Genomic DNA, 26589 nt, shown 5'->3' on the forward strand with positions numbered 1-26589 from the left:
GTGTCGATTTTGATTTTCGGATTCTCAAACCGCTAATCCGGCAAGATCGGGCTAGAAGGTCACGGTGACGATGATGGTGTCGGCGTAGACTCCTGGAGGGGGTGAGGTTTGCGGCGGAACGCGCCCATAGACTGAAACGTTCTGGTTCAACGCTGTTCCTGTGCCAAGCACGCAGGTGTTGGCACCGGACGTACAGGTTGTAGCGGATGTCGTACTTGTCCAGGCGCTGGTCCGGGCCGCGTCCGTATAGAGATTGTAATTGATGAAGCTGGAACCTGCCTGCATGCGCCGCTGGCTGCCGTTTACGTGTAGTCCATTGTCGAGGCCGATCGAGTACGGGGTCGTATTGGTGCACTTCACTGAAATCGTCCCAACGCCGTCAACATTCGACGTCAACAGCGAAGCGTTACCGAAGTTGAGTGGCGTGGTCGAAACAATGCAATTTCCGGCGATTGTCGCTGTCCAGGGCGAGGAGCCTGCATTTGTCGTCGTTCCCGGGTTCGACGAACAATTCGGGCTTGCAAGAAGATAGGCCGCGTAGGCGACGACCGGAGAGGTCGTACTCCAGACGTAGGTCCCGGGTATCGTTGCCTGCTGATTGGCGAGGAAGCGCCCATAGACGGTTAGAGTTTGTTGCGCGGGCCCACCCAAAAGAGGAAGACTGAGATTGATGCTGACGCCGCCGGAGCCATACGCGGTGGTTCCGTATCCCCAGGATCCCCAGACCTGCGTGCGCCCGGAATCCGTGTAGAGCTCGTGTATTGCCGTATTCGCACCACTTCCCAGTGATCGAACCGAACTGCTGCTGTTGGGCGCCCCCTGGTTGAATTGCACACACGCATTGACCGTGCAGCCGAGCGCGCAGCCGCTGCATGTTACGGTAAATGTCGAGGTCGTATCGACGGCGCTGCCGGCCAGAATGTCGACAGATCCGTAGTTGCCGGACGCCGAGGTAACGGAGCAGCTTTGAGCGTGGGCCGAAAACGATGCCGCAAGTTGCAGCAGCAAAGCAAAGAGCAGGGTTCGCTTTGGGCCGATGACCACGATTTCGATCTCGCAATGCGGGTTGTTCAGAAGGGATGATCGAGGAAATTGATGTACGAAGGAACTGTTTTACGTCGGACATGACTACGTCATCGGCACACGACCCCGGGGATCCGGACCTGTTCGCCGGGCCTCGGAACAAACGCGAACGTGGCGTGGCAGCGCGCGCCAGCTAACTCGATTTCGGCTTCGTTCATTGACGATAGCCCCCTGATATAGGCCTGTCCGTCGTAGCCTACGACAAACTCGCCTCCGCCGGTCATGTGGCCGACGGCCCCCGCCGGCAGAACGCGATTGTCAGGCCCGATAAAAGTAACCAGCGCAGCCGTCGTCTCCTTGCGGACGTCGAATCTGACGAGCATCCCGGCGCGATCGGCCGGAGCGACGATGTCATGCGTCGTTGCTGCTTCGTCGTCGACCGGAAGATTCGTCGGGTCGATCGCAATCTTGTTCTTCTGGTAGGACCGGAGCGTCGGGATCAACAGCATGCCCCTGGAATCGGTGACACCCGCCCGGCGGTTCTCGCTGAGGACCTCGACATCCGGCACGCCAGTCGCGACCACCGCGAAACTGTCGTCGATCCAGTTCGAAAGGAAAACACCGCCTCCCATGGTGGTGATCGAACCGCGCAATTCCAGCGATCCCACGCTGCCGGATCCGGCCTGGCTTGCGCCTGCCTGGATGGTGCCGTAGCTCGACCTGTAGGAAGCTGTTGCCTCCCGGTACTTCGATGAGCCTTCGGAATCGTGGACGCGCCAGCCGTAGCTGCCGGGCTCCGGCCCAAGCGACTTGACGGCATCAACGCTACCGGTCGTACCGCCCCGTCCGCTCGAAACCCCGGTCGTGATCGAAGCAGAGTCGCCGAAAGGGATGCTCAAACCGGCAAACATGCCGGTATTCTTCTTGGTACGGAAATCGTGGAAGACGGTGGAGAATATCGACGCATTGTAGGGCAACGAACGCGAATAGGAGGCCGTCACAATATTGGACCGATGGCCCGAGTCATCGCGCAGATCGACAAAGCTTGCACTCAGGCTGGCCCGGGGGTCGAACGGCATCGGAGCGCTGAAAGTGATGCGATCGAGTGCGACCGGCGCACGGGCGCTGCCATAGATGCCCGTCACATAGGCAAACGAGTTCGACAATGAAGCGATACTGCCGGGCAGGTAATTGAACAGACCGTTCAGATTTTGCAGGCCGCCGTTCAACGCCGCGATGTTTTGCAATCTTGCGGTGGCGGAGGCAAGGTCGTCATAGGTGCCGAAGGTGTGTTGCGAACTCGCCGAAATGCTCACGCCGAAGAGCCGGGTCTCATAGGATGCGTAGCTCTGCAGACCGCGGTTCGTGCCGCTTCCGCTGCCTGCCAAGGCCACGGCGGCGACACCGATCGTCCCGGTCCTGAAGACACCACCGATGCCACCGTTGATGACGCCGGCTCCGCCTTCGACGTGCGCCTCTGCTGTCAAGCCGTCGTAGATACCTCGTCGCAGGGTTGCAGACCCGACAGGCGAGCCGACATAGACGTCACTGCTCGAGCCGTAGGACAGCCGCGGCAATCCGCCCTCCACCGACCAGCTGCTCAGCCCGGGCGCAAGCAGGCTCGAGGTCGCATAAAACGGCGCCGACGTCTGGATTTCGTGACCTGCCGAATCCCGCACCACGAGTTGCGTCGTGCCGGCGCCTGAAATCAGCGGTATGTTGTTCACGCTGAAAGGACCGGACGCGACGTCCTGAGAAAACGTCTTGATGTTGTTGACATAGACATCGACGGTTGACGGCACTGCCGCGCTACCACCGATCGTCGCGAGCGGCGCGGTAATGAGATCGGGCCGCAGGGCAAAATCGCGTTGAGCCTGAAGGCCGCCGATCCTGATCGGCCGCGACCAGGCCAGTCCGCCGTTGATTGTATCCCCAGCAACGTAGCCGATCATCCGGTCCTGGTCGGAATACTGGTAAGATGAATTCAGCCGTGTCGCCTGCGCAGGCTGCTGCGGACCAGTGCGGACGATCGCCGACTGTTCGGCGGTGCCGTAAGGCGAAAACGCCCGGGCATCGAGCAAAAGCGATGTGCTACCGAGCCCGATCAATCCCGGGGTAGCTGCGTTGCTGGTTGAACTCAACAGGTCATAATTCAGCACCGCGCCGGGATCGCCCCGCGCCCTTGGCAGGTTCCCGCTGGAGCCGCCTGCGTCAAACAGTTGCGGTTTGCGTCCGGCTTCGTCGACGGCAATGAATATCCGCTGTGTTCTCTCCTCATATCGATACTTTAGGGTCGGGATATCATCCAGTGCGATGATCTCGCCCGGTCGATGCGACGGGCCCGGTCGCAGGCCGAGGCTTTCCAGTTCCTCCACCGTTCCGCCGATACGACCGTCGTCGAACCGCACGAATGATCCGATCGTTCGGGCGGGCATGGAGTTGATCACGACATCGAGTTGCAGATTTGTCTGGTGCTCCCCCGCACGCGAACGCCCGGCACAGAAGACTATGCCGAGCAGTGCCATCACTGAAACAAGCGCGGAGCCTCTTCTACCGACGAGCCGGAGACTCAATAATCGCATGAGTCTGGCCCTTGTCGGTGTCCGCCGTGACGGCGATGGATCCGCCGGATCCAAAGCTGCGAGGATATTTCGGCGTGGCCCAACTCATGGAGGAATGTCCGAGGACATAGCCGAGGAGACCATTGCCAAAGGACAAGGTAGCTCCCGAGGAATCCTTAAGCCGCAAGTTTGCGATACGTAGCCGCTCGTCGCCGGCATTCTGGGTCACGACCGTCAGTTGGCCAGCTTCAGTGCGGAGCGTCCAGGAAACCTGCGGCCGGCTGATCTCGCGTCCGCGAAAGAACGCGGGGATCGACTGTCGTACCAAAAGATTCACGCTGCGACTCTGGCTGCCGCCTGCTCGCGGCAATTGGTCGACGATGACACGATAGCTCTCTTCGCCGTTGACCGGGCGTTTCGACACCCGCACAACCCGCACGACGTAGTCTGAATGAGGCGCCATCCTGACAGCCGGAGGTGATGCCACCACGTCGGTTGTCGGTTCGAGACTCTCCTTGCCGTCGGACTGCGACCAGCGAAGCACGCGGGTCTGGACCTCGACGTCGGCATCTTCGTCATTGCGCAGCGTCAGGGAAGCCGCCGCCGCCGGCGCATTCAGTTCCAGGAGAACGGGTTCAACGCGAAGCGCGGTGGCATGGGCAACTTCCATGCATGTCAGGCTTGCGGCAAATGCGGCCAGCAGTGTCGAATTTTGATGCATCGCGATGCCCAATCGATTTCGAAATCGTGCGCCAAGAAGGCATTTCGTCGATACGCAGATGCAACGGAACAGCGGGCCGCTGCCGCGGCCCCTTCTTCAATAGGTGATGGTCATGACCACCGTGTCCGTGTAGGTGCCGGTGTTCGGTGCGGTGCCGGTAGCGGGAACGGTACCGAAAATGTTGATCGTCTGCGCCGATCCGTTACCGGTGCCGAGAAAGCAGCCGTTCGTGGTTGTGCAGGTGGTGCTGCTGGTAGCCGTGGTCCAGGGGTTTGTATGGGCTGCATCAGTATAGAGATCGTAGTTGATAAAATTCCCCGCATTCGTCATCCGCCGCTGGCTGCCGGACACATTTGCTCCGTTGTCCATGGCGATGGAGTACGGGCTGCCATTGGTGCAGGTGACCGAGACGGTTGTGCTACCCGACTGCAAGGTGGTGGCGAGCGTTGTTCCGGACACGCTCCCGAAATTGAGCGTTGCAGCGTTGATTGTGCAGGCCGCCGTGATGGTGATCTGGACGGTCAAGTTCGCGGTCGATGTGCCGGCCTGGGCGGCCATCTGATAACCGGATGCCACGACGAAGAGCGCGACCGCTCCCATTCGCGAAGCCTGCCCCATCCGTCGCTTCAGCAAGGGTCCACGGTCGTCGCGGATACGAATTTTTCGACAAGGATCGAAAACCCGGCAGACCGCGTTCCTGGTCGGCCGGCAACCTTCTTCAGTATCTTCCAATGAATTCGTTTTCATCGCCAATTGTGCCAGACACGCAGGCCGTCGTCGTGAACAAGAGAATCAAAATTGGGTAAACTTTGAATGAGCAAAAGCTTAACGAGAGCCGATCGAGCTATCGACAACTATGCCTCCATCAAAAACTATAATAGTTGGCAAAGTCGGCCGGCGGTTTCGGTGCCACCGGCTCTGGCTGCGCTTGGGCTTAGTCTGCCGCCCTCTGAAATCACCGGCGGGCCCTGCAGGACTCGAACCTGCAACGAGACCGTTATGAGCGGCAGCATATCGATCGCCCTCGTCAATTCTGCTCAGCTTTCGTTCGGGTGTCCCGCCTGGCCCATTCCGCCACACTCCGGGACCAGACACCTAGCCCGTCTTATTCATGATTGCCGGGCGGGGCAGCTGGAACATTTCCGGTCGGGGTGAAGGCGCGCGCGAACGCTTCGGCTTTTTCGCCGCTTTTCGACCCGACTTCGTGAACGCGTTGGAGGACGGCAGCGGGGTGACCGGGGGCTCATGCCCCGCGCGTCAGGGTGCTTGCGGGACCAGAGCGTTTACCAAGCCGCGGAACAGGTCGGCGTCGGGGCACGCCGCAGCGAAGGCGAGACGGACGCGGGTGGCGGTCTCGATGACGCGGGCTGCGATCTTGAGAAGCCTGAGCCTGATCGTGTTGAACTCGGCCGTTGCCAGATCGCGCGGCTTTGGGATGGCATCGCGCACGGCGAGGATGAGCCAATAGGCGGCGGTGTGGAAGACGAGGCGGACCTGGTTGGCGAGCGCCGAGCGGCAACTGGTGCGATCGGAGGCGAGCTGGGTCTTGTGCAGCTTGATCAGGTTCTCGGCCTGTCCGCGAGCGCAATAGAGGCTGTCATAGATCCACTCAGCCGAGCCGATATCCAGGCTGGTGACGACGTAGCGGACGTCGAGCCCTTGTTGGGTTGCCTCGATGCGGGCGACGACGCGGCGCTCACGATGCCAGGAGCCGGCCGCGTGGCAGGTCTCGGTGTAGCCGCGAACCACGATCTTGTTCTCGATCGCACGTTCGGTTCGAAATGCATCACAGACCTCGTCGACCTTTCTGGCGAGCGGCTTCGTGCCGGCTAGCGCGAAGATGTAATCGACGCCGTTTTGCTCGCAAAAAGTCATCGCCTCGGGGCCGGCGTAATGGCTGTCGCCGCGGAAGGTGATACGCGTATCGGGCCAGCGCCGGCGAATGCGCCGAACCAGGCGGCGCAGGTGTGCCCGCACCTCGCGGCCGCTCGGCGTCTTGCCGGGGCGCAGGATGACCGCAACAGGCCGGCTGTGCTCGGTGTCGTAGACGTGGATCGGCAGGAAGCAGTGTTCATCATAATGGGCGTTGAACAGCGAGAGTTGCTGACGGCCATGCACCACGTCGACCGTGTCGTCGATGTCGAGCGTGATTGCGCTCGGCGCTCGCGCGTAGCTGTCCATCCATAGGTCAACCAGCACAGAGCTCAGCCGGATCACCTCGCGCAGGTGTGGTGCATTCTCCAGGCGCGATAGGGTCGGCTGCGAACACAGATCCCGGCCAGTGTCCGGCAGTCGGCCGCAAGCCAGCTTGAACGCCGGATCGCCGCGTAAACGATCGAGATCATTGCCATCCTCGTAGCCACACGCGATGGCGAAGATGCGGGCGCGGATCATATCCGCAAGGCTGTGCACGATGCGTCCCGGATCGCGCCGCTCGGGGAATACGCAGGACAACTTCGCGGCCAAGCCGAGGCGCCGGTCCGCCATGGCCAGAAGCATGACGCCGCCATCCGACGTCAGCTTGCCGCCGTCGAACGAGGCTGTGATCTTCTTGTGGGAAACGGCTGGAAATGAGAACGGCAGACTCGTATCGTCGGTCATGGCGAGTGTGGCGGCCCGGATGCGCGGAGGGTGGGTGTCAGCAACCGAATCCTACGCCATCTCAGCGGCTTACGCCACGCTCGCCAGCCTCTCAACAAGCCGCTGATGAATAAGACGGGCTAGAGCGCGATCTAGCTGACCACGATCTTGGCGACGCAGAGCAGGATCACCAGCGCCAGGAAGAAGATGTCGATATAGGATTTGATCTCGCCGGCATGCCTGAGCGCGGTGACATCGGCGACGATCTGCTTGCGCGAGGCCACCGCATTGGGCCCCTCACCGGCCGCAGCGGCGAGCCGCCGCGTCTCGCCTTCGAGGCGCTCGATGCGCTGGAAGAAATAGAACGAGCGCAGGCCCGAGAAGGCATGCATCGTTGCATAGACCAGGACCAGGATCGCGACCGTCGCGCGCTGCTCGTATTTCTCCAGCAGGTTCAGCGTGAAATAGACCAGTCCCAGGAACACGAAGTTGGAGAGGACACGGTAGGCGTAGCTGGCAAAGATCATCGGGTGCTCCGGGTGGGGCAGGCTTGCGGCCGCGCGGTCGGGAGACGCGGCCGCCTCCGGTCGGCAGCGCCACACCGGCAAGGCCATGCATCCGCGAATCTACCTGACCGGTGTTACAGGACCGCATCGACCGGCGCCTTCACGTCGCGCGCCGGCACTCGTCGCACCTGCCCTGGGGCGCGGGGCCGGCACGGCCAGGCCGCAGCCACACTTCGAAAAAGTCCAGCGATTTCAAGGATCAACTGAGGTGTGGTGCGCTCGGAGGGACTCGAACCCCCACGGTGTTACCCACTGCCACCTCAAGGCAGCGCGTCTACCAATTCCGCCACGAGCGCTAAGGATGTCGGATGGAACCCTAAGGCGCCGCCGCATCGAGGGGGCCATGTAACAAATCACGGATGCAGGGACAAGGCGCTTGATGCGTGAATTAACTGCGAACCCCGGGAGATTTCGGCAGCATCTGCTTGACCTCGACCGCAATCCGGTTGCGGTCGACCAGGACGACGCCGCTGGCCACCGGCAGGTTGTTGGCGAGGATCTTGACCTCGTCGGCCTCGGTGGCATCCAGTTCGATGATGGCGCCCCGGGACAGCCGCATGACCTGGTGAATCGGCATGGTGGTCGTGCCGAGGACCACCATGAGATCAACGCTGACTTTATCGAGGGTGGGCACTTCTGAACCGCCGAACTGGAACTAAATTGTGGATTCACCTGACCACGTTAGGGTTAGCTAATGGTTAACGACCGCCAAAGCCTCGATTTGACGACCTTTGCCCGCCCTTCGGGCGGCGAAGCGGTCGAATGGCGGATCTCGGACCGTCCGGTGCCCTACCCCGATTCTCTCGCCGAGATGGACGCAAGGGTAGCGGCGATCGCCGAGGGCTCGGCGCCTGAACTGGTGTGGCTGCTCGAGCACCCGCCGCTCTACACCTCCGGCACCAGCGGCAAGGCCGACGACCTGCTGGCTCCGTGCTTTCCGACCTTCCAGAGCGGCCGCGGCGGTCAGGTCACCTATCACGGCCCGGGCCAGCGCGTTGCCTATGTGATGCTCAACCTCAAGCGGCGCCGGCCCGATGTGCGCGCCTATGTTGCCTCGCTCGAGGAATGGATCATCCGCACGCTCGCTGCCTTCAACGTCCGCGGCGAGCGCCGCGAGGACCGCGTCGGGGTCTGGGTGCGGCGCCCGCACAAGGGGCCGGGCCATGAGGACAAGATCGCCGCGATCGGCGTGCGGCTGCGCCGCTGGGTCTCGTTCCACGGTATCGCGATCAATGTCGAGCCCGACCTCTCGCACTTCCAGGCGATCGTGCCCTGCGGCGTGGTCGATCCGCGCTACGGCGTCACCTCGCTGGTCGATCTCGGGCTGCCGGTCACGATGGCCGATGTCGACATCGCGCTCCGGCAGGCATTTTCCGAGGTGTTCGGGGACACCGCAGCGCGCCTGCCGGAAGCGACGTTGTAAGGCTTACGCCGCCTTCTGCGGCACCTCGAGCTTGCCGGCGATGTAACGGCGCTCCTGGGTCAGCCCGCCGAAGCCGTAGGCATCGCCCCTCACCTCGTCGACATGGGCGTAGCTCTCGGTGTGGAGCGGCCCGAGCAATTCGCCCATCCGCTTGAACAGCGCCGCGAGATAGGCCGCCTTCTCGTCCTTGGTGTTGGTGCCTTCGGTGACGTGGATGTCGAGCCAGTAGCTCGCGAGCCCCTGCTCGGCGAGCGACTTGCCGCCGGCGAACCAGTCGGCGGCGTCGGCGGACTTCACGATGATTGCCGTGACCTTGGGGTCCTTGTGCAGAATCCCCGCGGTCAGCTCCGACACGGCAGCGGCGATGTCGGACTTCAGCGACGGCCTCTCGCGGGAGGTCGCATAGGTGACGGTGACGAGCGGCATGATCGGTCTCCTTGAATTCGGTTGGCGCGGGTCAATCGCGCCTCCTCCAACTAGACCTTTGCGCATCATCTTGATATCTTATCCATATGGATAGCAATGATAACAATTGTTGATCATGACGGCGACGCTCGATATCGACACCGTGCAGGCCTTCCTCCTCGTCGCCGAGCTGCAGGGCTTCACCCGTGCCGCCGAGGCGCTCGGCACCACGCAGGCCGCGATCAGCAGAAATTGCAGCGGCTGGAAACCGTGCTCGGCAAGCGGCTGGTCGAGCGCTCGCCGCGCGCGGTGCGGCTGACCGCCGATGGCGCGGCCTTCCTGCACCACGCCCGCGCGCTGATCGAGGTGCATGACCGTGCGGTGTCCGGCGGGACACCGGCGCGGCAGCAGTTGACGCTTGGGATCAGCGATCACGCCGCGGGGCCGGAGCTGGTGCCGCTGCTGGAGCGGCTGCACGCGATGGCCTCGCAGCTTGCGCTCGCCGTCACCATCGGCTTCTCGCGCGAGATGCTCGACGCCTACGATGCCGGCGAGCTTGACGCCGTGATCGTGCGCCAGGAGGGCAGCCGGCGTGGCGGCGAGAAACTGACCGAGGACGAATTCGGCTGGTTCGCCGCCAAGCGCTTCGTCTGGCCGCGCGGCGACGCACTGCCGCTCGCTACGCTCGCACCGCCCTGCGGTGTGCGCGCCCTTGCCGTGCGAGTGCTCGACAAGGCCGGCATCGCGTGGACCGAAAGCTTCGTCGGCGGCGGCGTCACCGCGGTCGTGGCCGCCGCGCTCGCAGGCCTTGCTGTTGCCCCCCTCGTCCGCCGCATCGCGCCGCCCGGCTTGATCGACATCGGACCCACGCGCAAGCTGCCACGGCTCGGTACGTCAAAGGTGATGCTGCATTCGAAGGTCAGCGAACCCGCGAAGCTCGCGGCATTGCGGACGCTGGCGGCGACGTTCCGGAGTGTGGCGTCTGCAGCGTAGTGCGGGCACCGCTGTGCAGCATCACGAGGAATGCTCGGCGGCTTCCAGCTCTCTCACGACAAACCAGTAGGTCAGGCCTGCGACAAATCCGGCTGCGGCGAACAGGCAGACAAGTCCGGATGTCCAGACGGCCGGAGACCGCAGCAGCACCGTGATGCACAACGCACCGATCGCAGCGCCTGCGCCGGCGAAGAACCCGGCGGATCGGATCCGGAACTCCTCGCTTAGCCAGATCGCGATCGCTGCGGGAATCGCGGTTAGCAGGCATGTGATGACAAAGACCAGGAATGAGGGAAGCAGAAGCGCGATGACGCCTCCCAGCAGCCTCATGATGTCGCCGCCGGATGCGACCATCAGCAGCGTCTGGGCAACACCAGAGAGGACCGCAGTTGCGGCTCCGCATCCAGCGAGCCAACCTCCAAATGCACGGCAACCGTCATCAGACATCTCGCCCTCTTCACAAGATCGCCTCGAACGCGCTGCGCAAGGTCTCATGCCGAAACACAAAGCCGTTGCTGAGCGCCTTGTTCGGCAGCACGCGCTGGCCGCCGAGCAGCAGCTCGTTGGCGAAGTCGCCTCCGACGGCGCGGAGCAGCGCGGCAGGCACGCGGAAGATCGCGGGCCGGTGCAGGCGGCGTCCGAGCTCCTCGGTGAATTTCGTGTTGGTCACCGGGATCGGCGCGGTCGCGTTGATCGGGCCTGAGAGCTCCGGCTTCGCGATCACATGCGCGATCAGGCGCACCAGATCGTCGCGCTCGATCCACGACATCCACTGCTTGCCCGAGCCGAGCGGGCCGCCGAGACCAAATTCGAAGGGCGTCAGCATCCGCGTGATGAAACCGCCGTCGGTGCCGACCACGAGACCGATCCGCAAATACGCGACGCGCACGCCGTGACCGGCGGCGGGCTTCGCCGCATTCTCCCAGGCCTCGCACAGTTCATGACTGAAGCAAGCGTGGGATTTCGCCGATTCCGTCAGCACCTGGTCCTGCCAGAGACCATACCAGCCGATCGCGGAGCCGCTCACCAGCACCGCCGGCTTGCGTTCGAGCCGCGCGATCAGCCTGACGACCTCGGCCGTCATGTCGACACGCGAGGCGATGATCTTGCGGCGCTTGGCCTCGGTCCAAAGACCGTTGCCGATCGGCTCGCCCGCCAGATTGACGATGGCGTCGATCCCTGTATCGGCGGGCAGCTGGTCGAGGCTGGTGATCAGCGTCACCGGCGGCGGCAGCATCTCTGCCTTCGCCGGATTGCGGATCAGCGCAATCACCTGATGGCCTGATGCGGTGAGGCTTGCGGCCAGGCGGCTGCCGATGAACCCGGTCGCGCCGGTGATGAGCACGGTCTGCCGCGCCGGCAATTTCTCGACCAAGGTGGCGGCCGACCCGCTGACCATCCGTCCCAACCGCCTGGCGGCGGCGAAGTCGCGCGCACCGAACAGCGCCACGCCGAAGGCCGCGGCAGTTGCGAACAGGCTTAGCAGGCCTGCGGAAGCCGGCACGACAGCCGTCGGCAGCATCGCCCAGCCGATCAGCACCGGCACCAGCAGCACCAGGATGGCGCCGTAGTTGATCGCGAGCAGCGTATGATTGATCCGCTCGCTCGGCGGCAGTTTTCGGCTCAGATCCTCCTCGACGAAATCCATCAGCGTGATCACGACCTCGACGACCAGCACGGCCATGACGGCGATCGCGAGAATACCGTGCACCTCCAGCCAGCCGAGCACGAGGAACAGCAGCGCATAAAGCATGTTCCGCACGCTGTGCAGCTGCAACTCATGGCGCTGCGAGGGACGCCAGGCCAGCCGCTCGGTGAATTCGTGGTGATAGAAGGTGTCGAACGCGCCCATCGCGATCTGGATGGCGACCAAGGTCCAAAGCAGCGGCGTCATGACGAAGTAAGCCTCCCTGAATACGGCGGACTGACGGATCAGCCGGCCAAAACGCGGGTGGATGATCTCCAGCGTGAAGCGGAAGTCGCCGCAGCCGAGATCGGAATGCGTGACGGTGAGATCGCCTGGCGTGAGCCATTCGGGCAATTGCATCCGAAACGGCCCGAGCCGCAGCGAATAGCCAACGCTATGAAACACCAGCGCCTCGTGCTCGACCGCGATCCGCAACGCCATGCTGACGCCGAATCCGACATACTCCTCGAGCCCGGTCGACCCGGCAAAACGCTTGGCGGAATGAATCACCTGCGGAAAGCCGTCGCGGCGCGCGCAGATGCGGGTCCAGATCTGGCCGCCGCTCGCGGCGTCCTCGGTAACGGTGACGATCATCGGCACGCCGATCTCGGTGCCGGTCGGAAGCGGTCCGCCGATCAGCCGCGCGGCCTGTGCCAGCCACCAGCCGGCGCGGCTGCTCGAGGCTTCCTCGACCTCGCCGACATAGACGACGGTGTTGCCGTCCTCGAACCGCTTCGAGAAGCGCCGCCAGATCGCAACCGGCAGGCGGCCCCAATCCTCGTCCGACAACAACGCGCGGAAGCGATGGTCGTCGAACAGTTTCGTATCGGAAGCCGGCGCTGTCTTGAAGGTGGATATCCTTGCTGACGCCATCGCACACTCCCGTTACGCCGCCGCCCCTATTTGGCTCTGCCTGTCGGCAGGAAACTCACGATCTTCTCGCCGAGCTTGATCAATGCGACCAGGCGTGGCCGCGGCACGTTCAGCATCTGCGTGTACCAGCGGTCGACCAGCTCGGTGAATGTCAGCATCTCCTTCAGCCGCTTGCTGGCGAGCGGACTGATGGCGGGATCGTCGGCCGCGTCGGAGACGCAAGCGCGCAGCGCCGCCAGCGCGGGATCGATCTCGCGCTCCTTGCGCCCCGCTGCAATCTTCGCCGCGACCTCCCAGATATCGGTCTCGGCCTCGAAATGGTCGCGACGGTCGCCGAGGATCGGCACCCGCCGGATCAATCCCCAGGACAGCAATTCTTTGATCGAATTGGAGACGTTGGAGCGCGCCATGCCGAGCGTGTCGGCGATGTCCTCCGCGGTCATTGGCGCCTCGGCGAGGTAGAGCAGCCCGTGGATCTGGCTGACCGAGCGGTTGACGCCCCATTCGTCGCCCATGTCGCCCCAATGCAGGATGAAGCGCTCGACGGCGGCGGGAAGTTTTTTCTTGGCGGTTATTTCTGTCATGACAGAAATATCAGATTGTTCGGAGCAGAAGTCAAGGGTCATCGATGCCGCCAGGGACGCCGCATGACGCAGCGTGTCCCTCTCGCCTGTGTGACCCCAGCGAGGGTGATTCATCACAGATGACGAATTTTCCTTTGTCGCGACCGACGTCTTCGTCCAAGCTGATCCGGGTGGACGATTTTTCCGCCGGATCGCGGGCTGTCGACATGAGCCAGCTTCACGGCCAACAAGGAGCTTGCGATGCCCGCGTCCGACAAGGAGTTCGTTGGGTCCATTCCAGAACTTTACGACCGGCTCCTCGTGCCGATGATTTTTGAACCCTACGCACGCGATCTCGCACAACGCGCCAAGGCCATTGGCCCGCGCGACCTGCTTGAGACGGCCGCGGGCACCGGGGCCGTGACCCGCGCGCTGTCGGCAGCGCTCGGCCGCGACACCCGCATCGTGGCGACCGACCTGAATGAGCCGATGCTCGAACGGGCGAAATCGCGGATGCCGGACGCGGCTGATATCACGTGGCGGCAGGCCGACGCGCTCAACCTGCCGTTCGGCAGTGCGAGCTTCGATGTCGTCGCCTGCCAGTTCGGCGCGATGTTCTTCCCCGACAAGCCCAAGGGCTATTCGGAGGCCCGCCGTGTCCTGAAGCCGGGCGGCCGTTTCCTGTTCAGCATGTGGGATCGCATCGAAGAGAACGAGTTTGCCGACGTGGTGACCCAGGCATTGGCAGAGGTCTTCCCGGCCGATCCGCCGCGATTCCTCGCGCGCACGCCCCATGGCCATTATGCGGCTGACCCGATCCGGGCCGATCTTTTGGCCGCGGGCTTCAGCAAGATCGAGATCGACACCGTCCGGGAGCAGAGCCGGGCGAACGCGCCGCACGATCCGGCGATCGGTTTTTGCCAGGGCTCACCGCTGCGCGGCGAGATCGAGGCACGCGGCGGGATCGGCCTCGACGCCGCGACCGAGCACGCTGCATCGGCGCTCGCGCGGCGCTTCGGCAAGGGCGCGATCGAAGGCCGCATTCAGGCGCTGGTGATCACGGCTGTTGCGTGACCACGCGTCATACCGTCGGCAGGACCGAGAACCGCTCCCCTGCCCGTCGCAGGTTCAGAAGATCGGAATTGCCTGATACGGCGTGCACACGGTCGACGCGCGCCGAGAACGGTCCGCGGCCGCAGGCCGCGATCATGTCAGCGACGACGACCTCGGGGCCAGCGAACACCGCCTCGACGCTGCCGTCGCGGCGATTGCGGACCCAACCCTCGAGGCCGCGCGAGTTCGCCTGCTCGTCCACCCAGGCACGATAGCCGACGCCCTGCACCCGGCCGCTGATCGTGACATGGCGGATCACACCGCTCATTTCTTCAGGCCGAGGAACTCGCCGCTGCGCGCCCTGGTCTCCGCCTCGCGCATCACGCGGCTGGTCAGTTCGGACGAGGCGATGCCTTTCAGATTCTTCGGCGAGGTGCCTTCGCGCAGCGCCTTCAACGTTTCGTAGACGGCCTGGGTCGCGGCCGCGAACGGCGCGTGGCCCTGCAGCGCGATCCTGACGCGCTGGCTTGCCAGATAATCCAGCGCGGTCATCTCCTCCGGCGCGCCGCCAAGCACGATCGGCAGCGTCGTGGCGGCCGAGAGCGCCTCGAGCTCCCCGCGCGACGTGATGCCGGTGAAGAACAGTCCATCGACGCCGACCGCCTCATAGGCCCTGGCGCGTGCGATCGCGTCGTCGAGATCTGTGATCGAGACGGCCCCGGTCCGGCCCAGGATGACGAGCGACGGATCGCTGCGGCCGTCAAGCGCGGCCTTCATCTTGCCGACGCCTTCCTCGAGCGAGATCAGCTGCGCCTTGGCCTGGCCGAACGTCTGCGGCAGCAGCGTATCCTCGATGGTGAGGCCGGCGGCACCGGCAGCTTCGACCTCCTGGACCGTGCGGCGAACGTTGAGCGCATTGCCGTAGCCGTGATCGGCATCGACAAGCACTGGCAAGGTCGACGCCCGCGACATCCGGCGCACCTGTTCAGCGAACTCCGTCAGCGTGATCAGCGCAATATCGGGATCGCCGAGCACGGCGAGCGACGCCACCGAGCCGCCGAACATGCCGAGTTCGAAACCGAGATCCTCCGCAATCCGGATCGAGGTCGCGTCATAGACCGAGCCCGGGCGAATGCAGGTTGATCCGTTGAGAATCGATCGCAGTGCTTCGCGGCGCTTGCGAAAGGCCATGTTGTCTTCTCCGTCCGCGTCATTGCGAGGAGCGAAGCGACGAAGCAATCCATTCTCTGCGAGGGGAGATGGATTGCTTCGCTTCGCTCGCAATGACGAGTCTAGGCGAACTCCAGGATCAGTGCATCGACCGCGAGCGTGGCACCGGCGGCGGCGTGGATCTTCTTGACCGTGCCGTCGCGCTCGGCGCGCAGCACGTTCTGCATCTTCATGGCTTCCACCACCGCGAGCGTCTCGCCGGCCTTGACCTCCTGGCCCTCGGTCACCGCGATCGACACCACGAGCCCGGGCATCGGACACAGCAACTTCTTGCCGGTGTCGGCCGCCGAGGTCACCGGCATCAGCCGCGCCGAGGTCGCCTCGGTCTCGGTGAAGACATAGACCGGTACCTCATAGCCTTGATGCGCGAGGCGGAAGCCGTTGTTGATCGCCCGCACCTGCACGGCGACAAAATTGCCGTCGATGGTGCCCTGCCACACCGGCTCGCCCGGCGCCCAGCTCGACACCAGATTGTGCGGATTGCCCGGCAGCCCATCGGCGCCGATAAAGCGCACCGCGATGGCGTCATCCTCGCGCGCGACGTCGAGCGCGATTTCGGCGCGATCGAGCCACACCGCGCGACGGCGCTCGCGCTGCACCACGCGGCCGCCCATCTGGCCGGAAATCTGCCGCTTGCGCTCGCCCAGCACGTGATCGATCGCGGCACCGACTGCCGCGAGCCGCCGCGCGATCTCGCCCTCGGGGGCGCGCGCGGAGAATCCCTTCGGGAATTCTTCCGCGATGAAGCCGGTCGAGAGCCGGCCCTCGCGCCAGCGCGGATGGTTCATCAGCGCCGACAGGAACGGAATGTTGTGCCTGATGCCGTCGACATAGAACGCGTCGAGCGCGGTCGCCTGCGCCTCGATCGCGGCGGCGCGCGACGGGGCATGGGTGACGAGCTTGGCGATCATCGGATCGTAGTGGATCGAGATCTCGCCGCCCTCCTGCACGCCGGTGTCGTTGCGGATCGTGATGCCGTCATGGCTGGCCTCGGCCGGCGGACGGTATTTCACCAGCCGGCCGATCGAGGGCAGGAAGTTGCGGAACGGATCCTCGGCATAGACGCGGGACTCGACCGCCCAGCCGGTCAGCGTGACGTCCTTCTGCGCGAGTGCAAGCTTCTCGCCGGCGGCGACGCGGATCATCTGCTCGACGAGGTCGATGCCGGTGATCAGCTCGGTGACGGGATGCTCAACCTGCAGACGGGTGTTCATCTCCAGGAAGTAGAAGCTCTTGTCCTGGCCGGCGACGAATTCCACGGTGCCGGCCGAATCGTAATTCACCGCCTTGGCCAGCGCGACCGCCTGCTCGCCCATCTTGCGGCGGGTCTGCTCGTCGAGCAGCGGCGACGGCGCTTCCTCGATGACCTTCTGGTTGCGGCGCTGGATCGAGCACTCGCGCTCGCCGAGATAGATCACGTTGCCATGCTTGTCGCCGAGGATCTGGATCTCGATGTGCCTGGGATCGACGATGAATTTCTCGATGAAGACGCGGTCGTCGCCGAACGACGACTTCGCCTCGGCCTTGGCGAGGTTGAAGCCTTCGGCGACTTCGCTCTTCGAATGCGCGATGCGCATGCCCTTGCCGCCGCCGCCGGCGGAGGCCTTGATCATCACGGGATAGCCGATCTCGTCGGCGATCTGGACCGCGTGCTTGTCGTCCTCGATGACGCCGAGATGGCCGGGCACGGTCGAGACCTTGGCCTTGGCCGCGGCCTTCTTGGATTCGATCTTGTCGCCCATCGCGGCGATGGCGCCGGGGTTCGGGCCGATGAAGACGATGCCGGCGGCTTCCAGCGCGCGCGGAAAGGCCTCGCGCTCGGACAGGAAGCCGTAGCCGGGATGCACGGCCTGCGCGCCGGTCTTGCGGCAGGCGTCGACGATCTTGTCGATCAGAAGATAGCTCTCGGCCGCGGCGGGCGGGCCGATCAACACGGCGTCGTCGGCCATCTCGACATGTAGCGCGTCGCGGTCGGCCTCGGAGTAGACGGCAACCGTCTCAATCCCCATACGGCGCGCAGTCTTGATGACCCGGCAGGCGATCTCGCCGCGGTTGGCGATCAGGATTCGTTTGAACATGCTCTTCTTGCTTGGGCTTTGGGCAGGATTCCTCCCCGCGCAATCCGGCACGGGCGATTGGCGTAACCACTCCGTGGTACAGCAAAATGCCCCGGAGGCAAATGCAGACCGGGCGCGGCGCCTGGCCGGTCCTTGGCGGTAGCCGGAGGGGTATTTCAGCCCGAATAAGTCTTGAAGCGGCCGCGCGAATGCGCTTTCGCGACGGCCTTCATCAGCTCGCTGACCTCATTCTCCAGGAATTCATTGGCCACGATCAGCGCCCGGATGGTCGCGCGCAAATTGCCGCCGCACGCGGAAATGGCCTGATCGACAGCCGCTTCCAGCCCGTCATCGTCATCAGATTCGGGCCGTGCAGACATCATGGGGCATCCGGGATTCAGGTGGCACATCATGTTCCTAGTTTGTTCTCATGAAGTCAATCGGATCTTTGCTCGGAAGCCGTCTGCCGAGGCGCCTCTAGCTTCCGCCGCCGGCGCGCGAGACATTGCAGGGTCCAGATGTCGGTGATGACATCCGCAATGAGGTTGATGATGAACTCGGCCATATCGGCATCCCTTCGACAGCAATGTCCGGCCGTTCTACGTCGCGGAATGCCGATCAGGATGTGACGGCGCGCACGCGTCGCGTGCGAACAGTCCTTGGTTGGATCGTACCTGCCTGTGCTAGAAGTTCGGCTGCCCGCCAAAGATCTGAAGTGAGAAAATGCGGTTTCGGAATCCGGTCATCACGACGCTTCTCCTGACATGCCTGTCCGCGAGCCCTGTCCTGTCTGCGACGGCTGCCCTGTCTGCGACCGGTGGCCCCGCCGCCACGGCGATCGTCAAGGACGCCGGCACAATTCAGCTCGGCAACACGGTCTATCGGCTCGACGGCATCGACGCGCCGGCGGCCGACCAGCTCTGCATCGACGAGCACGCCGACGTCTGGACCTGCGGGATTGAAGCGCGCGACCAGCTGACCAGACTGATCGGCGGCAAACCAATTCATTGCGACGACATCGGCGTCGATCCGACCTTCAAGAAGCGCCGCCTCGGCGTCTGCAAGCTCGAGGGCGACCCGACCAGCCTCAGCCAGGTGATGGTTCAGAAGGGCTACGCCCTCAACGTCGAGACATCGGCCACTGGCCGATTCAAGCCGGATCAAGCCACCGCCACGGACAGTCGTGCGGGGCTGTGGAAGGGCTGCTTCGTGGCGCCGCGCGATTTTCGTCTCGGCAAGAAGGACGGCGCCCTGCTCGGCAACGCCTGCCCGGCCGACCGCGACACGCAGATCCGCAATGCGCTCTTCCCTGACGACCTGCCGATGCCGGCAAGCTGCAACATCAAGGGCAAGTATGCCGTACGCGCCCGCGTCACCGGCAATGTCGGCATCTATCACCTGCAGGCGTGCCGCAGTTACCCCGGCCTCGGCAATCCGGATCGCTGGTTCTGCTCCGAGGAGGATGCGCACTCCGCCGGGTTCCGCAGGGCCTATAATTGCCGTCCGCCCAAAGGCAAATGAGGGCCAAGTGACGGGCAAGTGATCGCCGCAAATCACGCTGGAAAAGCCGCCTCATCCTGTGTGAAACTGCGCCGAGAGGTTGCCGGCGCGTATGACTCCACCCGATCCCGCTGATGTGCTTCCCGAAGCTGCGGCAGCCGAACGGCTGCGGCAGCACCTTGAGGAGATCGCGCGCGAACGCGACCGCGCCCATCGCGAGCTTCAGGAGCGCGAGGCCGAGCTGGCACGGATCCAGCGCATCGCGCGGGTCGGCGGGCTCGAGATCGATTTCCGCGACGGCGTGCGCAACCGCCGCTCTCCCGAATATCTGCTGGTGCACGGCCTGCCGCCCGAGGAGGTCAACGAGACCTATGAGAACTGGATCGCGCGCATCCACCCCGATGATCGCGAACGAACCATCAAGCACCTGTTCGGCGTGCTCAAGGCCGGCGGCGAGGATTACACCGCCGAATACCGCATCATCCGCCCGAACGACGGCGAGAGCCGCTGGATCCGTGTCGTCGCCAAGATCGACCGCGACCGCAGCGGCCGTGCGCTGCGGCTGGTCGGCGCCGATCTCGACGTCACCGATCAGATGCTGGCGCAGGAAACCCTGCGCGAGAGCGAGGAACGCTTCCGCCTGATCGCCGACAGCGCGCCGGTGCCGATCTGGGTGACCAAGCTCGACCGCACCCGCTCCTTCGCCAACCAGGCCTATCTGGATTTCCTCGGCCTGCCGTTCGAGGAAGCCGTCGTGTTCGACTGGCGCAAGGCGCTGCATCCGGATGATCTGCCGAACATCCTGCAGGAGCAGATCACCGGCGAATTGTCGCTCAAGCCGTTCGTGCTCGAGGCACGCTATCGGAACGCGGCGGGCGATTGGCGCTGGCTGCGCTCGGAATCGCAACCGCGGTGGGACCCGAACGGCAAGCATATCGGTTTCATCGGCGTCGCCCACGACATCACCGCGGCCAAGGAAGCCGAGATCGAACTGCGCAAGCTCAACGAGTCGCTGGAGCGGCGCATCCTGGAGCGCACCGCACAGCTCGAATCCCGCGAAGCGCAGACCCGCGCGATCCTGGAAACCAGCCATCAATATCAAATGCTGCTCAACCGGGATGGCGACCTGCTCTACACCAACCAGACCGCGCTGGCCGGCATCCGCGCCGAGGCCACCAACGTCGTCGGCAAACCGTTCTGGGACACGCCATGGTTCACTGCTACCGACGGCATGCCGCGCGTGATCCAGAATGCCTTTGCGACCGCGATGCGCGGCGAGGAGGTCAAGATCGAGCTGCAATTGCAGCTGCCGATCGGCGAACGCTATTTCGATTTCGCGATGCGCCCGTTGCAGGACCAGCACGGCACGATCGTCGGCGCGGTGCCGGAGGCCGTCGACATCACCGAGCGGCGCCGCGGCGAGGAAGCCCTGCGGCAGTCGCAAAAGATGGAAGCGGTCGGCCAGCTCACCGGCGGCGTCGCGCACGACTTCAACAATCTGCTCACCATCATCCGCTCGGCGACCGATTTCCTGCGCCGCCGCGAGCTGCCGGACGAGCGGCGACGCCGCTACATCGATGCGATCTCGGAGACCGTGGAGCGGGCCTCCAAGCTCACCGCGCAGCTCCTGGCATTTGCGCGCAGGCAACCGCTCAATCCCGAAGTGTTCAATGTCGGGACGCAGGTCGATAGCGTGGTGCAGCTGATCCGTCCGGTGGTCGGCGCGCGGATTCACATCGAGGTCAGGATCGACGATCCCGACTGCTTTGCGATCGCCGATATCGGCCAGTTCGAGACCGCGATGATCAACCTTGCGGTCAATGGCCGCGATGCCATGAACGGCGAAGGCCAGCTGACGATCGGCGTTAGGAAGGTCAAGCACATCCCTGCCCTGCGCGCCCAGGCCTCGCGCAGCGGTGATTTCGTGACGGTCTCGATCCAGGATACCGGTACCGGCATCTCGCCGGAAAATCTCGATGCGATCTTCGAACCGTTCTTCACGACCAAGGAGGTCGGCAAGGGAACGGGCCTCGGGCTGAGCCAGGCGTTCGGTTTCGTCAAGCAATCCGACGGCGACATCGAGGTGACCAGCACGCCCGGGCACGGCGCAACCTTCACCATCTATCTGCCGCAGGCGATGCGCCCGGCGGACGCCAAGGTCGCGGCCAGCGCCGGCATCGAGCAGGCCTCGATCGGCCGCGGCTATCGCGTCCTCGTGGTCGAGGACAACGACGATGTCGGCCAGTTCTCCACCGAGCTGCTCGAGGATCTCGGTTATTCGGTCAAGCGCGCGGCGAACGCCAACGCCGCGCTGTCGATTCTCTCCGAGAACGAGTTCGCCGCCGACCTCGTGTTCTCCGACGTGATCATGCCCGGCATGAATGGCGTCGAGCTCGCCGGCGTGATCCGCGATCGCTTTCCCGGCCTGCCGGTGGTCCTGACCAGCGGCTACAGCAACGTGCTCGCCGAGAATGCGCATAGCGGCTTCGAGCTGATCCAGAAACCCTATTCGGTCGAAGCGCTGTCGCGCACGCTCCGCAAGGCGATCGCCGAGCAGCGGGCGACCGCCTCAAAACCCTGATCCCGCCGCCGGCCGCGCGCTACTCGATCACCACATGCGCGACGCCGAGCTGAAGGATGCCGAGCGCGCGCGCCGCCGTGGTCGAGACATCGATGATCCGTCCGCGAACGAACGGTCCGCGGTCGTTGACCCGGCACCGGATCGATTTCCCGTGGTAGGACACGGTGACCATGCTGCCGAATGGCCGCCTGCGATGCGCGCAGGTCATCTCGGCACCCCTGCCGATGCCATGATAATAGGACGCAAGGCCACTCTCTGCGTTCGCCATGCATGAGGTAAACAGCAGCATGGCCGCGGACGTTACTGCGGTCTTCATTGATTGCCTGCCGGTCGAGCCCCGCAATGGAACGCGGTTCCACCGTTTCGGTTCCGCGCCCGACACGTCGGCAGGTCGATTTTTTGGAACTTTTCAGCGAGAGCCGCTCAGGCGGCGTCCTCGACGCTATCGGCCGCGAGCAGTGTCCGGAGATCCTGCGCCGGAACCGGCTTGCTGAACAGATAGCCCTGCATCTGCGTGCAGCCGAGCATCTGCACCGTGTCGCGCTGCTGATCGGTCTCGACGCCCTCGGCGGTCGTGATCATGTTGCGGTCGGCGGCGATCGAGACCACCGCGCGAATGATCGAGGCCGAGCTGCTGTTGCGGGTCACTTCCTTGACGAAGCTGCGGTCGATCTTGATCTTGTCGAACGGGAAGCGCTGCAGATATTGCAGCGACGAGTAGCCGGTGCCGAAATCGTCGAGCGCGATGTGGACACCGAGAGCGCGCAGCTGGCCGAGCGTGACAAGCGCCGCATCGTCGTCGGCGATCAGCACCGCCTCGGTGATCTCGAGTTCGAGCCTGCGCGGGTCGAGCCCGCTCTCGGCGAGTGCGCTCGCTACCTTCAGCGCCAGCGTCTCCGACTTGAACTGGATCGGCGAGACGTTGACTGCCAGGCGCACATGCGCCGGCCAGGCCGCCGCCTCGATGCAGGCGGTGCGCAACACCCACTGCCCGATCTCCTCGATCAGCCCGGTCTCCTCGGCGACCGGTACGAACTCCGCCGGGGAGATCATGCCGCGCACCGGATGGCGCCAGCGCAGCAAGGCCTCGCAGCCGGTCACCTCGTCGCTGCGCAGGTCGACCAGCGGCTGATAGTGCAGCTCGAAGCGGTCCTCCACCAACGCACTTCGCAGATCGGCCTCCAGCGCGCGGCGCAGGTTGGCCTGCTTCTCCATCGCCGGATCGAAGAAGCGGTAGGTCCTGCGGCCGGCGGCCTTGGCCGCGTACATGGCGAGGTCGGCGCATTTGAGCAGGCCGAACAGGTCGGAGCCGTGTCGCGGGGCGATCGCAATGCCGATGCTGGCGTCGCTCGACAGCCAATGACCGTGGCAGTCGAACGGCGTGCGCAGAGACTGATAGACACGCGCAACCAGATCGCTGACGTCGTCGTCCGACATGATGTCATGCTGGACGATCGCGAACTCGTCGCCACCGAGGCGTGCGATGAAGTCGTTCGACCCGACCGACTGGCGCAGCTTCTCGGCCACGCGCCGGAGGAATTCATCGCCGATCGGATGACCCAGCGTGTCATTGATCCGCTTGAACTCGTCGATATCGATGTAATGGATCGCGAATTCGCGGACGGTAGCCTCGCGCAACAATTCTTCCGCGTGACGCTGGAACAGCGTCCGGTTCGGCAGATTGGTCAGGGCATCGTAGTGCGCGAGATACTCGATCTGCGCCTGCGCACGCCGCCCGTCGGTGACGTCCTCGAGCGTGGTAGCCCAGCCGCCGTCAGGTGCGCGTTTGTAGATCAGGCGGATGCTGCGGCCGTCGGGCGTCATGATCACCGAATCCCGGATTTCGTCCCCCCTGGGATTGGTGAACCGCGCACAGTATTCGTCGACATCGCCGACGAATGAACCGAGCGCCTGGCGATGCAGGATCAGATCCCGCAGATGGCAGCCGGGCCTGGCGATATCGGGCGACAGGCCGAACATGTCGATGTATCGCTGGTTGCAGATCACGAGCCGCGCCGAGGCGTCGAACAGCAGGAGCCCCTGCGTCATGGTGTTGATCGCGGTGTCGAGATGCTGGCTCTTCTCGGACAGCCGGCGCTGCGCCGCATCGTGCTGCCGCTGCAGCTGGCGGACGATCAGGAAGACCGCGAAGCTGATGATCAGTACCGCCAACACGGCCGCGCAGAATTGCAGCTTGGTCTGGGCGCGCCAGTCTTCCAGCGCGCTCGAGGTCTTCGTGGTGGCGAGGATCAGGATTGGAAAATGCGACAGCGATTTGACCGCACCGACATTCTCCTCGCCAGAAGCGCCAACGAACCGTCCCGACGTGTTGCCGCCGAAGCTGATGACCTTTTGGAACACCGGCTGGTCGATGATGTTGCGGCCGACCACGCCGGCATCCTGCGGATAACGCGCGATGATCGTTCCGTCGCGATGGATCATCGAAATCACGGTGTCGCCGTCCAGCGCCAGCGAGGCCACGAAATCCTCGAAATGGCTGGGCTCGACGCCGCGGCTCGCAAAGCCGATGATCTCGCCATTGCGCCCGGTGATCTTGCGGGCAAAGATCGTGGTCCAGTTGCCGGTCACCTTGCTCATGGCGGGCTCGACGATCACCGGCGACGTCGGTCGTCCCGAGGTGAACTCCTGGAAATAGCGCCGTTCGGCAATGCTGACGTCGGGCACCGGCCACATCTCGGACGAGTTGATCAGCCATCCCTTGGCATTGAATAGATTGAGCCCGCCGACATGCGGCAACGCGGCCAGCCGTGTGCGCAGCATCTCGTGCGCGCTCAAAAGCGACATGTTCTTTTCGAACTGATCGGCGGTCTCGACCTGCTCCGACCGCAGGTAGTTCACGATGTCGTCGTGGACATGCTGGAGGTCGCTGAGCTGCTGATCGAAATGCCGCGACAGCAGCAGCGCGGTGTTGTTGAGCCCGCGTTCGGACATCTCCAGCGCGCGCTCGCGAAACTGCAGCGCGAGATAGCCGGTGCCAAGCGTGATGGCGAGCACCAGCAGCGCGGCGCTCAGGACGAGCCACTGAATGGCACCCATCCTGGTGGCGCGCAGCACACCCTTGATCGACAGCCGCCGGTGCTCCGGCTTCACGCTGTTCGTTGAGATAACCGACATTTTCCTGCCCCTGCGGGTGCCCTTGTACGGGAGCACAACCCAAGGGCTCGTTAGGAAAATCAGTTATCGGACTGTTAAGGCGGATGAGTAGCCGAGCGCGATCCGCACGGAAATCCTCGGGACGCGACCGTATCAGGCGACCCCGGTCGTCTCCTTCAGGCTGCACTCGATCAACGCGCCCTCAATGCTGAATTTCGAGAATGGAGAGAACGGCGTCGCGGCCTTGAGCGCGGCGAAGAATTGCGAGTCGCCCGGACTCTTGAGGAGAAAACGGATGTGGCTGGCCGCCAGCGCATCACGCGACAGCCAGACGACGCCGGAGAACAGCGCCACGAGCATCTGCGCGTAATCGCTGACATCGGCGAGGCCGAGATCGTAGATCGGAGACACATTGATGAAACGCGCGCTGAGAGCCGGCGACGTATATCGGCTCATCAGGAGCCGCCTGACCTGGCAGACGGCGTGGACCCGTTCGCCGTCGGTCAGGTGATACAGCCCCTGACTGTCGCCTTCCCTGGCGGTCAGCGCTTCAAAGGCACCGATGCCGCCAAAGGTGGCAAAATCCTCTCCGACGCCTTCAGCGTCCTTCTTCCATTGTGCCTTGATATGACGCCAGGATCGCTCAGGATCCTTGATTGGCAAAAGCCGCATGGTTAGGGGGCTGTTAGCACGGAGGGGAGTCGTCGCTGGGATAATATGTCGCAGGCATTAAGCCTTTGCTTACAGCGGTAGCCGGCTGCGCCGACATGACGACTGCCCGGCGACCGCCCCGAGCTCACGATCTGCAGCAGGCCGAAGCCTCTGGCGGCGCGGCCTGGGGCTGTGGCGCACAACAGGCGCTCTGCTGCCCGTCCAGCTTCTCGTGCGCGACATGCGCGGTCCGCTCGCCGCTGCCGTCGCCATAGACGATGCTCTCACCCGTCGTATGGAAGGTCTCCCACGCGATCCCCGCGGGATCGTCGATCCACGACTTCTCGGACTTGGCATAACAGCACACCGTCTGTCCCTGCTCGATCACCTCGCCGCCCGCCTTGCGCAGCCGGCCATAGACCTCGCCGAGCTCCTCGGCGCTCTCCACCTGAATGCCGAGATGATCGAGCCCCGGCTCCCGGCCGCGGGTCGAGATCGCGAAATTGACGCGGGGATCATCGAGCATCCATTTGGCATAGTCGGATTTCACGACCGTCGGTTCCGCACCGAACAACGCCGAGTAGAATCCGACCGATTGGTGGATGTCCTTGACGGCGACGTGAACATGCATGCGCTTCATGGGGGCAATCCTTTCGGGCGGCGACGCTGGATGGATATTCCAGCCCAAGCATGCTCAGATATCAACAGCGTTACAACAGGAGTCCTGCTGCGGAATGGATGCGCTCACGCTGTTCGGTTTGTTCGCCGTGACGATGATGCTCGTCTGCTACGCAGCCGAGGACCGCAGCCCGTGGTTCATCCTGGCTTTCGCGGTCTCCTGCGCGCTCGGCTCGGCCTACGGCTTCCTGCAGGGCGCCTGGCCGTTCGGGCTGGTCGAAGCGATCTGGGCCATCGTCGCAGCGCGCCGCTGGATGATGCGCCGAACCGCTGAGAGCGTGTAACGTTATAGTATCCGCGGCCAATCTGTCGCGGCGTCGAACTTGAATG

25 protein-coding genes, 1 tRNA gene and 2 pseudogenes are annotated in these 26589 nt (G+C 64.0%); 6 read left to right on the forward strand and 22 right to left on the reverse strand.

The features are described 5' to 3' along the window. Positions 1–51 precede the first annotated feature (51 nt). The 8 genes from HU230_RS16435 to HU230_RS16470 form a co-directional block, all read right to left on the reverse strand. Positions 52–1044: a Csu type fimbrial protein gene (locus tag HU230_RS16435; protein WP_176530748.1), complete on the reverse strand. Its 993-nt coding sequence runs from the start codon at positions 1042–1044 to the stop codon at positions 52–54. A gap of 89 nt (positions 1045–1133) precedes the next feature. Next, complete coding sequence (locus tag HU230_RS16440; RefSeq protein WP_176530746.1) at positions 1134–3548, reverse strand: fimbria/pilus outer membrane usher protein; 2415 nt, start codon at positions 3546–3548, stop codon at positions 1134–1136. Positions 3549–3573: 25 nt separating this feature from the next. Beyond that, positions 3574–4317, reverse strand: coding sequence for a fimbrial biogenesis chaperone (locus HU230_RS16445; protein WP_176530744.1), 744 nt, complete (start codon positions 4315–4317; stop codon positions 3574–3576). A gap of 84 nt (positions 4318–4401) precedes the next feature. Continuing rightward, positions 4402–5052: a Csu type fimbrial protein gene (locus HU230_RS16450; RefSeq protein WP_176530742.1), complete on the reverse strand. Its 651-nt coding sequence runs from the start codon at positions 5050–5052 to the stop codon at positions 4402–4404. A gap of 510 nt (positions 5053–5562) precedes the next feature. Continuing rightward, positions 5563–6906 carry an IS1380 family transposase gene (locus HU230_RS16455; RefSeq protein ID WP_176530435.1) on the reverse strand — a complete coding sequence of 448 codons (1344 nt, stop codon included), beginning with the start codon at positions 6904–6906 and terminating at the stop codon, positions 5563–5565. Between the two features lie 131 nt (positions 6907–7037). Beyond that, a complete protein-coding gene (locus HU230_RS16460; protein ID WP_176530741.1) occupies positions 7038–7412 on the reverse strand; it encodes a hypothetical protein in 375 nt (124 codons plus the stop codon). 250 nt (positions 7413–7662) lie between these two features. Further along, positions 7663–7747: transfer RNA gene (locus tag HU230_RS16465), tRNA-Leu, on the reverse strand. Between the two features lie 92 nt (positions 7748–7839). Continuing rightward, positions 7840–8085, reverse strand: a complete 246-nt coding sequence (locus HU230_RS16470) for a FliM/FliN family flagellar motor switch protein (protein ID WP_021080574.1) — start codon at positions 8083–8085, stop codon at positions 7840–7842. Positions 8086–8145: 60 nt separating this feature from the next. Here HU230_RS16470 and lipB point away from each other — a divergent pair, with 60 nt between their 5' ends. Beyond that, positions 8146–8874 (forward strand): lipoyl(octanoyl) transferase LipB, encoded by a 729-nt coding sequence (lipB, locus tag HU230_RS16475; RefSeq protein WP_176530738.1) that lies wholly within the window; start codon positions 8146–8148, stop codon positions 8872–8874. A gap of 3 nt (positions 8875–8877) precedes the next feature. Here the strand turns inward: lipB and HU230_RS16480 are convergent, their stop codons facing one another. After that, entirely contained in the window at positions 8878–9300 is a 423-nt protein-coding gene (locus tag HU230_RS16480) for a tautomerase family protein (RefSeq protein WP_176530736.1), read from the reverse strand. Between the two features lie 115 nt (positions 9301–9415). On the opposite strand from HU230_RS16480, the pseudogene HU230_RS16485 reads away from it, so the two are divergent. Next, positions 9416–10272 (forward strand): annotated as a pseudogene (locus HU230_RS16485) (LysR family transcriptional regulator). A 21-nt stretch (positions 10273–10293) separates the two neighbouring features. On the opposite strand, the gene HU230_RS16490 reads toward HU230_RS16485, so the two are convergent. From HU230_RS16490 to HU230_RS16505, 4 genes and pseudogenes are all read right to left on the reverse strand, one after another. Then, positions 10294–10626 carry a hypothetical protein gene (locus tag HU230_RS16490; protein ID WP_176530734.1) on the reverse strand — a complete coding sequence of 111 codons (333 nt, stop codon included), beginning with the start codon at positions 10624–10626 and terminating at the stop codon, positions 10294–10296. Between the two features lie 103 nt (positions 10627–10729). Next, entirely contained in the window at positions 10730–12166 is a 1437-nt protein-coding gene (locus HU230_RS16495; protein ID WP_176534992.1) for a TIGR01777 family oxidoreductase, read from the reverse strand. Positions 12167–12175: 9 nt separating this feature from the next. Next, a pseudogene (locus HU230_RS16500) lies at positions 12176–12832 on the reverse strand (DUF4166 domain-containing protein); the annotation flags it as partial. A 26-nt stretch (positions 12833–12858) separates the two neighbouring features. Then, positions 12859–13416, reverse strand: a complete 558-nt coding sequence (locus HU230_RS16505) for a GbsR/MarR family transcriptional regulator (RefSeq protein ID WP_176530732.1) — start codon at positions 13414–13416, stop codon at positions 12859–12861. A gap of 240 nt (positions 13417–13656) precedes the next feature. Between HU230_RS16505 and HU230_RS16510 the strand changes: the two genes are divergently transcribed. Continuing rightward, positions 13657–14469, forward strand: a complete 813-nt coding sequence (locus tag HU230_RS16510) for a class I SAM-dependent methyltransferase (protein WP_176530731.1) — start codon at positions 13657–13659, stop codon at positions 14467–14469. A gap of 7 nt (positions 14470–14476) precedes the next feature. Here the strand turns inward: HU230_RS16510 and HU230_RS16515 are convergent, their stop codons facing one another. The 5 genes from HU230_RS16515 to HU230_RS43640 form a co-directional block, all read right to left on the reverse strand. Beyond that, positions 14477–14776 (reverse strand): acylphosphatase, encoded by a 300-nt coding sequence (locus tag HU230_RS16515; RefSeq protein ID WP_176530729.1) that lies wholly within the window; start codon positions 14774–14776, stop codon positions 14477–14479. Beyond that, entirely contained in the window at positions 14773–15639 is an 867-nt protein-coding gene (locus tag HU230_RS16520) for an isocitrate lyase/PEP mutase family protein (protein WP_176530727.1), read from the reverse strand. The genes HU230_RS16515 and HU230_RS16520 overlap by 4 nt, the downstream gene beginning before the upstream one ends. A 101-nt stretch (positions 15640–15740) precedes the next feature. After that, the gene (locus HU230_RS16525) at positions 15741–17756 is read right to left on the reverse strand and encodes an acetyl-CoA carboxylase biotin carboxylase subunit (protein ID WP_092114891.1); all 2016 of its coding nucleotides are present in this window, start codon (positions 17754–17756) and stop codon (positions 15741–15743) included. A 155-nt stretch (positions 17757–17911) separates the two neighbouring features. Beyond that, positions 17912–18118 carry a hypothetical protein gene (locus tag HU230_RS16530; protein WP_016840474.1) on the reverse strand — a complete coding sequence of 69 codons (207 nt, stop codon included), beginning with the start codon at positions 18116–18118 and terminating at the stop codon, positions 17912–17914. 53 nt (positions 18119–18171) lie between these two features. Further along, on the reverse strand, positions 18172–18300 hold the full coding sequence (locus tag HU230_RS43640) for a hypothetical protein (protein ID WP_275949089.1): 129 nt from the start codon (positions 18298–18300) through the stop codon (positions 18172–18174). A gap of 158 nt (positions 18301–18458) precedes the next feature. Between HU230_RS43640 and HU230_RS16535 the strand changes: the two genes are divergently transcribed. Beyond that, positions 18459–19256 carry a thermonuclease family protein gene (locus HU230_RS16535; protein ID WP_176530725.1) on the forward strand — a complete coding sequence of 266 codons (798 nt, stop codon included), beginning with the start codon at positions 18459–18461 and terminating at the stop codon, positions 19254–19256. 91 nt (positions 19257–19347) lie between these two features. Then, a complete protein-coding gene (locus tag HU230_RS16540; RefSeq protein WP_176530724.1) occupies positions 19348–21816 on the forward strand; it encodes a PAS domain-containing hybrid sensor histidine kinase/response regulator in 2469 nt (822 codons plus the stop codon). A 19-nt stretch (positions 21817–21835) separates the two neighbouring features. On the opposite strand, the gene HU230_RS16545 is transcribed toward HU230_RS16540, so the two are convergent. The 4 genes from HU230_RS16545 to HU230_RS16560 form a co-directional block, all read right to left on the reverse strand. Further along, positions 21836–22132: a septal ring lytic transglycosylase RlpA family protein gene (locus HU230_RS16545; protein ID WP_224924462.1), complete on the reverse strand. Its 297-nt coding sequence runs from the start codon at positions 22130–22132 to the stop codon at positions 21836–21838. A 107-nt stretch (positions 22133–22239) separates the two neighbouring features. Continuing rightward, entirely contained in the window at positions 22240–24951 is a 2712-nt protein-coding gene (locus tag HU230_RS16550; protein WP_176530722.1) for a bifunctional diguanylate cyclase/phosphodiesterase, read from the reverse strand. A 132-nt stretch (positions 24952–25083) separates the two neighbouring features. Further along, positions 25084–25602 (reverse strand): hypothetical protein, encoded by a 519-nt coding sequence (locus tag HU230_RS16555; protein ID WP_176530720.1) that lies wholly within the window; start codon positions 25600–25602, stop codon positions 25084–25086. A gap of 124 nt (positions 25603–25726) precedes the next feature. Then, the gene (locus HU230_RS16560; RefSeq protein ID WP_176530719.1) at positions 25727–26221 is read right to left on the reverse strand and encodes an ArsI/CadI family heavy metal resistance metalloenzyme; all 495 of its coding nucleotides are present in this window, start codon (positions 26219–26221) and stop codon (positions 25727–25729) included. A gap of 94 nt (positions 26222–26315) precedes the next feature. Between HU230_RS16560 and HU230_RS16565 the strand changes: the two genes are divergently transcribed. Continuing rightward, positions 26316–26543, forward strand: coding sequence for a hypothetical protein (locus HU230_RS16565; RefSeq protein ID WP_176530717.1), 228 nt, complete (start codon positions 26316–26318; stop codon positions 26541–26543). The last annotated feature ends 46 nt before the right edge of the window (positions 26544–26589 follow it).

The organism is Bradyrhizobium quebecense (genome assembly GCF_013373795.3).
Lineage (GTDB): Bacteria > Pseudomonadota > Alphaproteobacteria > Rhizobiales > Xanthobacteraceae > Bradyrhizobium > Bradyrhizobium quebecense.